Here is a 14,336-nt window from a genome sequence, read left to right as displayed (position 1 = left end):
ATCATTAAAAACTACTATTATAAAGAGTTGCAGCATTTTGCTCGTTTGCTCTTAAATAGTAAATAATTTATAATGTGCTTGTTTCCCACAAAATTGGCAAAATAGTTTTGTAGCAGAAACCTTGTTGACATGAGGGACTTGAATTGTTTGTACTCCTTTAACCAAATGTCCCTTGCAGACATAAACCATGACAACCCCCGCCTTTCCATCATGAGAATATAAAAAATGTAATGCTTTTCTAATTTACACAGATTCAATAATCATCGAAATCCCTTGTCCTCCGCCGATACATAAGGTAGCCAATCCGTATTTCTTCCCTTGATTTTTCAATTCAATTGCCAAGGAATTCAAAATTCTCGCACCACTCGCTCCAACTGGGTGACCTAATGCAATTGCTCCACCATTCACATTCACTTTCTCCCGATTAAGGTTGAGTTCCTTTTCAACGGCAAGATACTGGGCGGCAAACGCTTCATTCGCTTCAATTAAGTCGATATCATCGATGCTTAACCCTGCTCTTTTTAATGCTAATCGGGTTGCTGGCACCGGGCCGATACCCATGATGCTCGGATCAACTCCAGCAATTCCCCACGAGACAATCCTGGCCATAGGAGTGATACTTGAATTCTTTGTTAAGTAAGCGTCGCTAGCCAAAATCACAGCGCCAGCACCATCGTTAATGCCGCTAGCATTTCCAGCAGTAACCGTTCCATCCTTTTTAAAGGTCGACTTTAACTTTGCTAGTCTTTCTATGGCAGCATCATGACGAATATACTCATCCTCATCGATGGTGATCTGTTTTCCTTTATTTGTTACAATGACCGGTGTAATTTCTTGCTTGAATCGACCTTCCCTCTGTGCTCTAGCTGCTTTCCGTTGGGATTCCAATGCAAATTGATCTTGCATTTCACGCCCGATTTCATATTGGTCGGCTAGATTTTCTGCCGTCATTCCCATTCCGCAACCGATATATTCATCACTTAACGTTGCCCAAAGCATATCATCCATGTCTGGAGATTTTAGACCCGTTCCAAAACGGACATTCCTTAAAACATGAGGGGATTGGCTCATATTTTCCGTACCAAGGGCTAGAGCGACTTGGGCTTCATCTAATGAAATCGTCTGTGCTGCAGAAACTACAGCTTGCAAGCCAGAACCGCACAAGCGATTGAGTGTTAAGGAAGGGCTCTCAATCGGAATCCCAGCCTTCAAGGCCACATGTCTAGCCAGGTAGGAGGAATTTTTTGATGTATGAATAACATTACCAGCAAACACATGCTCAATTTCTTTCGCTTCCACTTTACTCTGCTCGATCGCTCCCCTGCAAGCAATCGTTCCTAGCTCAATAGCAGAAACATCCTTTAAACTTCCCCCAAAACTGCCAAATGGAGTTCTCGCTCCTCCTAAAATATAAACGTCAGCCATTTGTCATACCCCTCTCTTTTCCTGTTTTTCTTGTTGATTTTAAATCTGAATATTCCCACTATTCAAACCCTACATACTTACAACATTTCGCCTTAAATGTTGTAAGCATGTAAGGAAATGTCTCTCTATTTTCTGATGTTATGAAAAAACTTAATCTATTACATTATCTAACTAACGATTGGTTATCGAGAGGATTTACTTAGCGCCAAAGCCCCCATCAACAGCCAATACTTGTCCAGTACAATAATCAGAAGCTGCAGAAGCAAAATAAACGACCGCTCCTGCCAAATCATTTTCGTTTCCTAATCTCCTTACTGGAATTTGGGAAGCAATGATCGGACCTGCTTTTTGTACAAGCGTTCCTGGAACTTCTGGGTCATTCATTCCCGTTTGGAAAACTCCAGGCGCAATGGAATTCACATTCACTCCATGGCGGCCCCACTTAACGGCAAGATCCTTCGTTAAAGTCATTACGGCACCCTTACTTGTTGTATATCCTACAGAGTCTACTGCTTCTGGGTCAGTCCCTCTATCTCCAATAACAGAAGAAATGTTAATGATTCTTCCGTATTCGTTTTCGATCATATGTTTGCCTACAGCCTGACACATCAAAAATGTTCCTGTAACATTTGTATTGAGCATCCCTTGCCATTTTTCTACAGGCATTTCGGTAGCAGGTCCTTCCCAAACCGTTCCGCTGCTGTTAACTAAAATTTCGATCTTTCCAAAATGAGAAATGGCTTTATCCACACTTTGACGGACAGCTTCAGAATCTGTTACATCTATTGCTAAGGCAAGTCCTTGTCTTCCTAATGCTTCAACTTCTTTCACCACTTGCTCACAAACCTCTAAACGACGTGAGCATACTACAACATTTGCACCTGCTTCTGCTAGTGCCAAGGCCATTAGACGCCCTAACCCACTACCGCCTCCTGCAACTAATGCTGTCTGTCCTGATAAATCAAACATTTGTTTAACTGACATTCCAATCTCCTCCTAGATTTATGATTTTTAAACACTAATTTGTTTCTCTGATGGTATCGTTGTGTGACTTTGCTTTATAGGACGTACACTCATCCAAAACAATAATCCGGTCACGAACATCATCAAAGAAGTTATTTGAAACCCATAACGATATCCGATTGCCTCAGTCGCTGCATATTGGATTAGATATCCGAATACAAGTGGAGCAATCATACTTCCTGTATTTGAAAGAGCAATGAACACCCCTTGTGCTTTTCCGATATTTTGAGGAGAGAATAACTCCATCAAGATCGCTGGTCCGATTGAAAGAACAACCATTCCAAAACCTGGAGCAAGGGTAAAGAATAGCATCGAGATAGCACTCGAATTTATGGCACTTCCAAGATATAAACAAATAGCAGATAGCACCATCATAAAACCTGCAAGATTGATTCGCGCTTTACGGATATCTCCTGTTTTTCGATAAAGCCTATCGGAGATCATGGCAAATCCAATTTGGCTAATGGCAGCGAAAAGAAAAGGTAAAGACACGGCTAGTTTTAACGTAGAGCCATCAAAATGTTTAACTGTGGAAAAGTATGCTGGAAACCATACCCCTTGAAGAGCCACTAACCAATAGGCACACCCTCCACACAAAGTGGTAAAAATAAAATTTTTGGAAAAAAGATGCGGAAGAAACTGACGCCAAGGAACCTTAGAGAGGGTTGATGAATGTTTCTCCTCTTGATCAAATGAAGGCAATCCGATTTCTTGCGGACTTTCTTTCCCATAAAACAGCCAAAAAGCTACCCAAATCAATCCAACAATCCCCATCGCGACAAAAGCAGATCTCCATCCATATTGATTGATCAAGGAGATTAATAACGGTGCAGCAATCGCAGGTCCCATCATTGTTCCAAACAGAACAGCGGCATAGCCTATCCCATGTCTTTCTTTCGGGAACCATTTCCCTAACATAGCCGTTACTGTAGGGGCGGCTGGACCTTCGCCCGCTCCCAAGACGATTCTTGTTAACACTAGCAGAGACAAACTGGAAACAAAAGGTGTGGTAAATTGAACAGTCAACCATATCAACGACATCCAAATAAACATTTTTTTCGCGTTTTTGGAGTCGGCCATGCCTCCAAGAAAGATCGAGGTTAAGGTAAAAAACAAATAAAAGGAACTTCCTACAAGTCCCCACTGTGAAGGACTTAAACTTAACTCCTCCATTAGAGGAACGGAAACCAACCCGATGATAATTTTATCGATCTGGTTGATCATGGCAATAAAAACCAGAAACAATAGTATAATCCAAGAATATTTTGGAGTGTTTTTTATAATAATCTCCCCTACTTTTTATTATTTAGGGAACACCTTTTCCTGAAATCTGAAAAGGTACTCTCCATCACCTGAATCAGTTGGTTTCTTATGAACGGTTTAAAAAGTGAAACTTCCACCAGTGGGGGTTTTTCATCCCCCACTGCTAGTTAGTTAAACCAACCGGACATTTACTCTCCCACCTATCTTCTTCGTTTCCCTTTGCCTCTTGAGGTGTGGGGTCTTACTTCCCGTTCATACGGGATAAAATTAAACCTTCCGGATGTAAGCCCAATTACCTCAAATTTTCTACAATACCGCCAGCTGTTTTTTCACGTACAGGAATACCGCCGCTGAACACGTCGAATTCTGGGGCAACTTCTCGACCATTTGGCATCATAAGCCACAATCTTAATAAATGACGTCTGCGATCCACTTCTTCATAATCTTCAAATACAGTACGTGAATGAAGGATCGTATAATTATTAACGAATTGCATATCACCCGGTTCCATCATCATGTCAATATGCATCTTTTCATCATGAAGAAGGGAATCTATTAAATCAAATGCTTCGGTTTCCATTTTTGATAATTTGATCCCTGTTTTCTCTTGTGCCGATTCGAGATAATAACGCATATATCTGCAGCTCAATTTACCATCGTGATAACTAAAGATTGGTGATGTAAATACAGGGGATTCACCTGGTGCTTCTTCCCCACGACGATCATGGGCGAGTGAGCGATAGAGAATTCCAAGATACTCTGGGTGCTTCTCGAGAATTTCGTTATAAACAGCTATGGCACTTGCAAGACTACTTAACCCACCAGATTTCGCTTGACGAAGACATAGTAAGCCGACAACGTCCGCCAAATCTGTGTGATAGGGAAGACGTACGTTTGTTTGGTAAGCACGTACACTTGTATTATTAAAGTCGAGACCTATGTCTTTAATATGTCCTAAGAGATCACCATTTGCACTTTGCGTTACTGGAATGCCCATGTGAAGCCCCAGACCATAGTAAATGATGCTCGCATCTTCATCCGTATATCTTTCCATCGGCAATCCACGGATTAATAGAAATCCCTTTCCATTCTCTAGCTCGTCAACAAAACAAGCGATTTCGTCCGCGAGATCAGGAATCGGGAAGTCCTCCTTACTAAAATTAGGTGCTTGTAACCCCTTTTGTTTAACATGAAGTAAAGCGCTTTCAAAAGAAGCGATTGTTTTTTCGGACAAATAATAAATCCATGAATCATCTTTCGCTAAGTCCATCCCTTTCCATGCTGTTCGTCCTTGAATTTTTTCTTTTAAAATGGATCCCATAAAATTATCCCCCTTGAATAATATGGTTCGTTTCTTACTTAACCGTGATCAGTTGTCTTAAGAAACAGCGAATGTACACAATGACAAATTCAGGGCCGTTTCCTAATCCCCATTTCCTTTCACTTGACAGACAAACCAGCAGCAAACAGACCCACCTTCTGGTTTACTCATTTCATCATATCTCCCCCTTTATTTACATCGAAGTGCTCTAAATAGCATTGTAAATATTACGATTGTTGTGAATATTATGATTGTTATGAAATCTTATCTTGATTATACTCATAATTTGTAATTAAATAAAATTAAACATTTTTACTTGCAAGTAAGTATTACTACTAATCAAAAAGGGGGCCATTCATGAACATCGAACAATTACTATATATTGTTGAAGTCGCAAAACGCGGCTCTCTGTCTATAGCAGCTCAGAACCTTCATGTGACCCAATCTGGTATTAGCCAATCCATTACCAGCTTAGAAAAGGAATTAAAGCTTAAAATTTTCAAACGATCAAGAGGACATGGTGCTGTACCAACGGATGAAGGTAAAATCATTCTAAAACACGCCTACGAAGTACTGAGAAAGCTTGAAGAAATAAAAGAGACGGCCAACTCTTTCATCCCCACGGAAGTGAAGGAACTAACAATATCCTCTTCCCCAGGATTGATGACATTGTTGGTCAAAGCTTTAGCCGCTTTTAGATATGATGCTCCTCACGTAAATATGAAAGTTGCTGAAAAAACTGTCACTACGGTGATCGAAGATATTCGACAGCATAAGACTGACATCGGACTGATTTCGTATTCAACGAATTGGAACATAAACATGGAAGGAATAGCTTTTGAAGCATTATTTGAAGGGAAACCGAAAGTATATGTTTCCAAGCACTCTCCCTTAGCGTTCCTTGAAACCATAACCCCTCATCAAATACTTGATCAGACTCTCGTTATATATAACAGTGAGTTTATGCAAGGTTTCGTTCAAGATTTCTTTCATAAGTACCAGCCTTTGAACATCCTATTTACATCCAATAATATGGATGGCGTTCTCCAAGCCATCACGGAAAGCTTAGCTATTGCCTTTGCTCCTGATTTCATCATGAAAAATTATCAACCTGTCATGAATGGCGATATTATTCCGATTGATTTGGTCAATCATGAACCTTTCAATATTTCTTTAGGGTTGATTCGATCAGCGGATAAACATTTACCCGCTTTTGTCACCAAATATATTCATTACCTAAAATCCGAAATGATTAAGAGTTAAGTAAAGAAGCATATCAGTCGGATGTGAACAAAGCTACCCACCATTTAGATAACAAACAGCAGGATATCCTTGGAATCTCGATCATTCAAGGATACCCTGCTGTTTTATGCCCTTAATGGGAAAAATCTTAGTTTATATAACTTACACAAAATATGAATTGCTAATACTTCTCTTTATTGACGGATTTTCACGCACTGGAAAATTAAAGTGGTAAATTCGTTAGGGTACCTTGATGAAAAAACAATTGCCATTTTTCATTTCGATATTTCCAAATAGAACTACGTAAAGTATTTTGTTTCCTCGTTTCATCCTTTATTTGATAAGTAGTCAGTACCACATCGTCAGCCAAAATATGCATATCAAAATTATGAAGAGTCAGTTTCAACTCAACACCACCACCAACTCCAGCAGCACCCGTAAAATCACTTTTTACAAAGATATTCCCCGAACCTCCATATTCAAAAAACTCATCTGCAAGCAGATTATTTAGTTCTTCAGGAGACGCGCGAACTTCTGGTCTTAACAATTTTTCATCAAGCCCTTTAATGTATTCTTTTAGATTTAAATCTCTATCCATCTTTTCATCTCCATTCAAATATTTTTTATAATCGAACAATCCCAGCATCCAAATTCTTTGTAACACAAAGAATTACAGGTTTTAACACCATTAATATACTGAATTTCGGATTTCTAAACACCCACTTGTTCCTCTGCTTTTGTCGTTGAATGACTTCGCTTTTCGGGACGTACACTGAACCAAAACAAGGATCCGAACACGAACATACCCAAGGAAGTTATTTGAAATGCATAATGATACCCCGATGCCTCAGTCGCTGCATATTGGATAAGATACCCGAATACGAGTGGAGCAATCATACTTGTTGAACTTGAAAGAGCAATGAATGCCCCTTGTGCTTTTCCAATATTTTTGGGAGAAAAAAAATCCATCAATATGGCGGGTGCGAGCGAAAGAATGACATACGATAGACCTGGAGCAAGAGTGAAAAACAGAATCTTAAGATCAGTTGAATTTACGGTAGTCGCCAAATACACACAAACAGCAGATAGCAACATCATGGAACCTGCAAGATTGATTCGCGCTTTACGTATATCCCCTGTTTTACGATAAAGCCAATCTGATAGAAGGGAAAATCCAAGTTGGCAAAAGGCAGCGAACAGAAAAGGTAAGGACACGGCTAGTTTTAATGTTTGACCACTAAAATGTTGAATTTCGGAAAAGTATGCCGGAAACCATACTGCTTGAACGGACAATAACCAATAGGCACAACCTCCACATAAAGCGGTAAAAACGAAATTTTTAGAAAAAAGGTAAGGAAGAAACTCACGCCAAGAAACTTTAGAGAGAGTCGATGAATGCTGCTCTTCTTGATCAAATGAAGGTAACCCGATTTCTTGTGGATTGTCTTTTCCAAAAATCATCCACAAAACTAGCACAATAAGTCCAATAATACCCATGGCAATAAAAGCAGATCTCCATCCATATTGATCAATCAAGGAAATTAATAATGGCGAAGCAATCGCTGATCCTCCCGTTGTTCCTAACAGAACAGCACCAAAGCCTATACCATGTCTATGTTTCGGGAACCATTTTCCCATTATAGCCGTTGATAGAGCAGGGGCTGGACCTTCGCCTGCTCCCAAGATCATTCTTGTTAACACTAGCAGAAACAGACTGGAAACAAAAGGCGTGACAAATTGTACAGTCAACCATATTAATGACAACCAAGCTAGCATTTTTTTTGTGTTTTTGGAGTCGGCCATGCCACCCAGTAAAGCAGAAGAAAAGATAAAGAACCAAAAGAAGGAACTTCCCACAAGTCCCCATTGTGAAGGACTTAAATTGAACTCCTCCATTAGGGGAACAGAAACCAACCCGATGATAATTTTATCCACTTGGTTGATCATACCGGAAATAACTAGAAATAATAAGATAACCCAAGAATACTTTGGAGTTCTCGGCATAACTATCCCCCACTCATTTTTACTATTTAGGGAGTACCTTTTCTTAAAATCTGAAAAGGTACTCCCCATCAAATGAATCAATTGGTATTTTTAAGTAAGCCCAATTACTTCAAGTTTTCTACAATACCGCCAGCTGTTTTTTTACGTACGGGAATTCCCCCGCGCCCCGGTTTACCTGTATGCTCATCAATATACATCGCAAAATCAGATGAAATTTCTCGACTGTTTGGCATCGTAAGCCACAATCTTAATAAATGACGTTTGCGTTCCGGTTCTTCGTAGTCTTCGTATTGAGTACGTGAGTGAAGAACTGTATAATTATTGACGAATTGCATATCTCCTACTTCCAACATCATATTATAATGCATATTTTCATCATGAAGGAGGGAATCCAGTATATCTAATGCTTCGATTTCAACTTTTGACAAACGGATACCCGTTTTCTCTTGTGCTGATTCGATAAATGTACGGACATATCTGCAGCTCAATTTACCATCATAATAACTAAAGATGGGTGATGTAAATACTGGAGATTCACCTGGCCCTTCCTCACCGCGACGATCAAAGATAAATGGACGACAGAGAATTCCAAGATACTCTGGGTACTTCTCCAGAATTTCATTATAAACAGCCATTGAACTTACGATACTACTGTAACCCCCAGATTTCCCTTTTCGAAGGCTTAATAATCCGACGACATCAGATCCATCTGCATGAAAGGGAAGATGCAGTTTCGTTTGGTAACCGCGGACATTTGAATTTTCTAAGCTAAGACCTTGATCAACGACATGTCCTAAAAGGTCACCATTTGCGTTTTGCGATACCGGAATACCCATGTGAAGTCCGAGCCCCCAGTAAATGATACTCGCTTCTTCATCTGTATACCTTTCCAGTGGTAATCCGCGAATTAATAAGAACCCCCGCCCATTCTCTAGCTCTTCAACAAAGTAAGCAATTTCGTCCGCGAGATCCGGAACCGGAAAGTCCTCCTTGTTAAAATCAGGTGCTTTTAAACCCTTTTGTTTAACATAAAATAAGGCGTTTTCAAGAGAAGCAATTGTTTTTTCGGACAAATGATAAACCCATGAATCACCTTTCGCTAGGTCAGTCCCTTTCCATGCTACTGGTCCTTGAATTCTTTCCTTTAAAATGGATCCCATAAATAATCCTCCTTCAATAATATGGTTCATTTCTTAATGGACTTTAGTCAGTTGTCTTAATTCTCTCCGTAAAATTTTTCCGGTCGTGTTCTTAGGTAGCTCATTTAAAAACTCTACATATCTAGGAAGTTTGTACTTGACCAGCTTATCCTGACAGAATTGGATAATGTCATTTATGTTGATCTGCTCGTCCTTGACCACAACATAAGCTTTTACGCTTTCTCCATATTCCCCATCGGGAACACCTATTACGGCTGCTTCTATAATGGCAGGATGTTCATATAGCACTTCCTCTACTTCACGAGGATAAACATTGTATCCACCAACGATAATCATGTCCTTCTTGCGATCAACAATATAGATGTATCCTTCTTCATCCATTGTTGCTAGATCACCAGTATAAAGCCATCCATCTATTAAGGCAGCTGATGTAGCTTCCGGCATTCCTAAGTATCCCGTCATTACATTTGGTCCTTTAACTACTAATTCTCCGACTTCTCCTCTCGGCACTTCTTGCCCATCCACATTGACAACTTTAGTCTTGACGCCTGGTATGTCTAGACCGATAGATCCTGGCTTGCAAGTTCCCTTTAAAGGATTAAGAGCAACGAGAGGTGAAGTTTCCGAAAGGCCATACCCTTCCAAGATAGAAACGTTATACTTGGTTTCAAATTTTCGCAGCAGCTCAACCGGAATCGAAGCACCTCCTGAGATACACACGCGAATGGATGAGAAATCTTCCGCAGTAGATTCAGGCGATTGAAAGATAAAATTGTACATCGTAGGAACTCCAGCAAACACTGTTGCCTTGTGTTCTCGAATGGTATTGACAACGTTAAGAGGACTAAATCTAGGTATGATAAGGATAGTTGCCCCGCAAGCAATTGGCCCATTCAAACTTATAGTCATACAGAAAACATGAAACATTGGTAGAACAGCTACTACACAATCTTTATCATGAAGTTCAATTAATTCTGAAATGGAGTCTGCATTTGAAGCCAAATTCCGATGCGATAACATCGCACCCTTTGGTTTTCCTGTTGTTCCTGATGTGTATAGAATCACAGCAAGATCTTCTTGATCAATGTAAGGGTTTTCATAAACAGAATTGCCTGTTGCCATCAGATCATCCCATGTACATTCCTGATCCTTAGCATCTGTATAAATGACAAGCTCAAGATTTTCTAATTGTCCCTTTACTTCTGATAACTTCGATTCTGAGGACACATGAGCAACGATCACTTTAGCTTGACTATTGTGTAAGATGTAGCTGATTTCCCCTTGGGTAAACGAAGGATTGATCGGAATAGCAAATGCACCGAGACGTAAAATCCCATAGTAAGCAATGAGAAATTCAGGGCTGTTTCCTAATAAAAGAGCGACTCCATCGCCCTTCTTGATTCCCCGGGCAGATAAACCAGTGGCAAATCGATTCACCTGCTGATCTAGTTCTCTATAAGTAACCTTTTCATTCCCATATATATAGGCGTTACGATCTGGGAATCTACTTACACTTTTTTTCAAATTTTCGTCTAAATGATACATTGAATAATATGCCCCCTTTTTTTCACAACAAAGAGATTTTAAATATTCATTATTGTGATTTTTTCGATTATTTTGAAATCTTATCTTGATTATACTCATAATTTGTAATTAAATAAAATTAAACATTTTTACTTGCAAGTAAGTATTACTACTAATCAAAAGGGGGACATTCATGAACATTGAACAATTACTATATATTGTTGAAGTCGCAAAACACAACTCTCTGTCTATAGCAGCTCAGAATCTTCATGTGACCCAATCCGGTATTAGCCAATCTATTACCAGCTTAGAAAAGGAGTTAGAGCTTAAAATTTTCAAACGATCAAGAGGACATGGTGCTGTACCAACGGATGAAGGTAAAATCATTCTGAAACATGCCTACGAAGTGCTGAGAAAGCTTGAAGAAATAAAAGAGACTGCCAACTCTTTCAATCCTATGGAAGCGGAAGAACTAAAAATAACTGCCTGCCCAGGATTGATGACATTGTTAGTCAAAGCTTTAGCCGCTTTTAAACATGATTATCCGTATGTAAATATACAGATTGCCGAAAAAAGTGGCTCTGCTGTGATTAAAGATGTTCGACAGCATAAAACCGATATCGGACTGATTTTTTATTCAACGGATTGGAACATAAACACGGAAGGAATAGCTTTTGAAGCATTATTTGAGGGGAAACCGAAAGTATATGTTTCCAAGCACTCTCCCTTAGCGTTCCTTGAAACCATAACCCCTCATCAAATACTTGATCAGACTCTCGTTACATACAACAGCGAGTTTATGCAATGCTTCGTTCGAGATTTCTTTCATAAGTATAAGCCTTTGAAAGTCCTATTTACATCCAATAATATGGATGGCGTTCTCCAAGCCATCATGGAAAGTTTAGCCATCACCTTTGCTCCTGATTTCATCATGAAAAATTATCACCCTGTTATGAATGGTGATATCATTCCGATTGATTTAGTCAATCATAAACCTTTCAATATTTCTTTAGGGTTGATTCGATCAGAGGATAAACATTTACCCGCTTTTGCCACCAAGTATATTCATTACCTAAAATCTGAAATGATTAGCTCCAACTTCACACCTTTAAAACTTAGAGCCATAGAGATCTAAGCTTTTAGAACAATATTAGTAATACTTAATTACAAATTAGAATATTTAATTTTATTTAATTATAATTTATGAGTATAATTAAAATTGATTAATAGTCACAATAATCAAAATAATCACAAAAGTTATTTTCAAGTTTGGTCGTATAACATGGTGAATCAAAACAGGAGGGTGTTCTATGGACTTAAAGTTAGCTGGAAAAAAAGCGCTTATTGTAGGAGGAAGCCGAGGGCTTGGTAAAGCTATTGCCCGACAGTTGGCCCTAGAAGGTGTCGATTGTACGATTTGTGCAAGAAACGAAGTCACACTAAAGGCTACCGCAGAGGAATTAGCTCACGAAACAGGTAGGAATATTTATCCAATAGTGGCAGATACCACGAATCCTGACTCTATCCGAAACTTAGCTGAACAAGCGGCGGCAGCAATGGGGAGAATTGATATTCTTATCAACAGCGGCGCCCGTGTTGGCGGTGGAGAGCCAGAGGATTTTCACAATATTAAAGATGAACTTATTTTAAAAGATTTTGAAGAAAAGTATATGGGCTATTTTCGTAGTATCCGCGCCGTTGCTCCTTATATGATTGAAAATAATTGGGGGCGTATCATCAATATAAGTGGTCTAGCTGCCAAATTAGGCGGGAATTTCTTTAGTTCCGGTCCGCGTAATGCATCCGTTGTCCATTTAACAAAATCCGCATCAATGGAATTAGGAAAACACGGAATTAACGTCAACGCTGTTTATCCAGCGGTTGTCGAGACGGAAACGCTTAGAGATCGCTTTCCTAATGAAGAGGACGTACAAAAGGCAACCGCAATGTATCCGATCGGCCGCCTAGTAACAGCGGAAGATATTGCTTATGTCGTTGCCTTCTTAGCTTCACCTTTGTCGATATCGATGACTGGCGAGGTCCTTTCCGTAACTGGCGGTATCGGAAATACTGTTAATTACTAAAAACTAGAATGATAATCAAACAACAGGTCACACGTTGGACATCCAGCATGTGACCTGTTGTTGCTTGTGTCGAAACGGCCTATGCAGTAGGAGTAGGAATGAAAGGAATCGAAAAGCCGGTATCCTGTACACTGAAGGATTACCGGCTTTTTTCTGGATCATAGAACTTAGCGTATATATCTTAGATTTATCCCGCATTAACGGGCTGTAAGACCCCCACCTCAACACGGCAGAAGAAGCGTAGGCATGTAGGTGGGGGATCAACAGCCCATAAACGCCCGATCCGTTCGGGCCTGCACGATGCAGGTTACAAAGGCGTTGCAACAGGACGTTGCGCTCTTAGCCTTTGTTCCTCTTTTAATCAGTGGGAGATGAAGAAAACCCCTACTGATTGAAGTTTCACTTTATCTTACGTCTATCGAAACTTCCTATTTTAGGGGAATTTACTTAGCGCTAATTCCGCCATCAAGAGCCAATACTTGTCCTGTACAATAATTAGAGGCTGCAGAAGCAAAGTAAACGGCAGCGCCTGCCAAATCTTTTTCGCTTCCTAATCTCCTTACTGGAATTTGGGAAGCAATGATCGGGCCTGCTCTTTCTACAAGCGTTCCTGGTACTTGTGGGTCATTCATTCCAAACGGGAAAGCTCCAGGCGCAATGGAATTCACATTTACTCCATGGCGGCCCCACTTAACAGCAAGATCCTTCGTTAAAGTCATTACGGCACTCTTACTTGTCGTATATCCCACAGAGTCTATGAATTCTGGGTCAGTACCTTTAAATCCAGCAGCAGAAGAAATGTTAATGATTCTTCCGTATTCGTTGTCGATCATATGTCTGCCTACAGCCTGGCTCATCAAAAATGTTCCTGTAACATTTGTATTAAGCATCCCTTGCCAGTTTTCTAAAGACATTTCTGTAGCAGGCGATTCTGAAGCCATTCCGCTACCGTTAACTAAAATTTCGATTTTTCCAAAATGAGAAATGGCTTTATCCACACTTTGACGGACAGATTCAGGATCTGTTACATCCAATGATAGGGCAAGCGCTTGTCTTCCTAACGCTTCAATTTCTTTTACCACATTTTCACAAACTTCTAGACGACGTGAACAGACTACAACATTTGCACCTGCTTCTGCCAGAGCTAGAGCTATTAAACGCCCTAATCCACTACCCCCTCCTGTAACTAATGCTGTCTGTCCTGATAAATCAAACATTTGTTGAACTGACATTCTAGATCCCCTCCCAGATTGAACATAATCGATAATTTTTAAATGTTAAACCTTCTAC

General features: G+C 39.9%; 12 protein-coding genes. 3 read left to right on the top strand and 9 right to left on the bottom strand.

What is annotated here, in order from left to right; genetic code table 11:
• Positions 1 to 243 precede the first annotated feature (243 nt).
• From WDJ61_RS03140 to WDJ61_RS03125, 4 genes are all read right to left on the bottom strand, one after another.
• Positions 244 to 1,425 (bottom strand): acetyl-CoA C-acetyltransferase, encoded by a 1,182-nt coding sequence (locus WDJ61_RS03140; protein WP_338753077.1) that lies wholly within the window; start codon positions 1,423 to 1,425, stop codon positions 244 to 246.
• A 195-nt stretch (positions 1,426 to 1,620) separates the two neighbouring features.
• The gene (locus WDJ61_RS03135) at positions 1,621 to 2,409 is read right to left on the bottom strand and encodes an SDR family oxidoreductase (RefSeq protein WP_338753075.1); all 789 of its coding nucleotides are present in this window, start codon (positions 2,407 to 2,409) and stop codon (positions 1,621 to 1,623) included.
• 27 nt (positions 2,410 to 2,436) lie between these two features.
• Positions 2,437 to 3,693: an MFS transporter gene (locus tag WDJ61_RS03130; RefSeq protein WP_338753073.1), complete on the bottom strand. Its 1,257-nt coding sequence runs from the start codon at positions 3,691 to 3,693 to the stop codon at positions 2,437 to 2,439.
• Between the two features lie 310 nt (positions 3,694 to 4,003).
• Complete coding sequence (locus WDJ61_RS03125; protein ID WP_338753072.1) at positions 4,004 to 5,032, bottom strand: TauD/TfdA family dioxygenase; 1,029 nt, start codon at positions 5,030 to 5,032, stop codon at positions 4,004 to 4,006.
• Between the two features lie 357 nt (positions 5,033 to 5,389).
• On the opposite strand from WDJ61_RS03125, the gene WDJ61_RS03120 reads away from it, so the two are divergent.
• Positions 5,390 to 6,295: a LysR family transcriptional regulator gene (locus tag WDJ61_RS03120; protein ID WP_338753071.1), complete on the top strand. Its 906-nt coding sequence runs from the start codon at positions 5,390 to 5,392 to the stop codon at positions 6,293 to 6,295.
• A 202-nt stretch (positions 6,296 to 6,497) separates the two neighbouring features.
• Here WDJ61_RS03120 and WDJ61_RS03115 read toward each other — a convergent pair whose 3' ends face one another.
• From WDJ61_RS03115 to WDJ61_RS03100, 4 genes are all read right to left on the bottom strand, one after another.
• Positions 6,498 to 6,872 (bottom strand): DUF4440 domain-containing protein, encoded by a 375-nt coding sequence (locus tag WDJ61_RS03115; protein WP_338753069.1) that lies wholly within the window; start codon positions 6,870 to 6,872, stop codon positions 6,498 to 6,500.
• Between the two features lie 113 nt (positions 6,873 to 6,985).
• Positions 6,986 to 8,278, bottom strand: coding sequence for an MFS transporter (locus WDJ61_RS03110; RefSeq protein WP_338753068.1), 1,293 nt, complete (start codon positions 8,276 to 8,278; stop codon positions 6,986 to 6,988).
• A 104-nt stretch (positions 8,279 to 8,382) separates the two neighbouring features.
• The gene (locus WDJ61_RS03105) at positions 8,383 to 9,438 is read right to left on the bottom strand and encodes a TauD/TfdA family dioxygenase (protein WP_338753067.1); all 1,056 of its coding nucleotides are present in this window, start codon (positions 9,436 to 9,438) and stop codon (positions 8,383 to 8,385) included.
• A 33-nt stretch (positions 9,439 to 9,471) separates the two neighbouring features.
• Complete coding sequence (locus tag WDJ61_RS03100) at positions 9,472 to 10,983, bottom strand: long-chain-fatty-acid--CoA ligase (RefSeq protein ID WP_338753066.1); 1,512 nt, start codon at positions 10,981 to 10,983, stop codon at positions 9,472 to 9,474.
• A 172-nt stretch (positions 10,984 to 11,155) separates the two neighbouring features.
• Between WDJ61_RS03100 and WDJ61_RS03095 the strand changes: the two genes are divergently transcribed.
• Together WDJ61_RS03095 and WDJ61_RS03090 are read left to right on the top strand one after the other, a co-directional pair.
• A complete protein-coding gene (locus tag WDJ61_RS03095) occupies positions 11,156 to 12,097 on the top strand; it encodes a LysR family transcriptional regulator (protein WP_338753065.1) in 942 nt (313 codons plus the stop codon).
• A gap of 175 nt (positions 12,098 to 12,272) precedes the next feature.
• Positions 12,273 to 13,046, top strand: a complete 774-nt coding sequence (locus WDJ61_RS03090) for an SDR family NAD(P)-dependent oxidoreductase (protein WP_338753064.1) — start codon at positions 12,273 to 12,275, stop codon at positions 13,044 to 13,046.
• Positions 13,047 to 13,489: 443 nt separating this feature from the next.
• Here WDJ61_RS03090 and WDJ61_RS03085 read toward each other — a convergent pair whose 3' ends face one another.
• Positions 13,490 to 14,278 carry an SDR family NAD(P)-dependent oxidoreductase gene (locus tag WDJ61_RS03085; protein ID WP_338753063.1) on the bottom strand — a complete coding sequence of 263 codons (789 nt, stop codon included), beginning with the start codon at positions 14,276 to 14,278 and terminating at the stop codon, positions 13,490 to 13,492.
• Positions 14,279 to 14,336: the final 58 nt, after the last annotated feature.

The sequence above is a fragment of the Bacillus sp. FJAT-52991 genome, assembly GCF_037201805.1.
GTDB classification, from domain to species: domain Bacteria; phylum Bacillota; class Bacilli; order Bacillales; family Domibacillaceae; genus Bacillus_CE; species Bacillus_CE kandeliae.
Note: the sequence above shows the minus strand (reverse complement) of the source record. Positions and strands in the feature narration are given on the sequence as shown.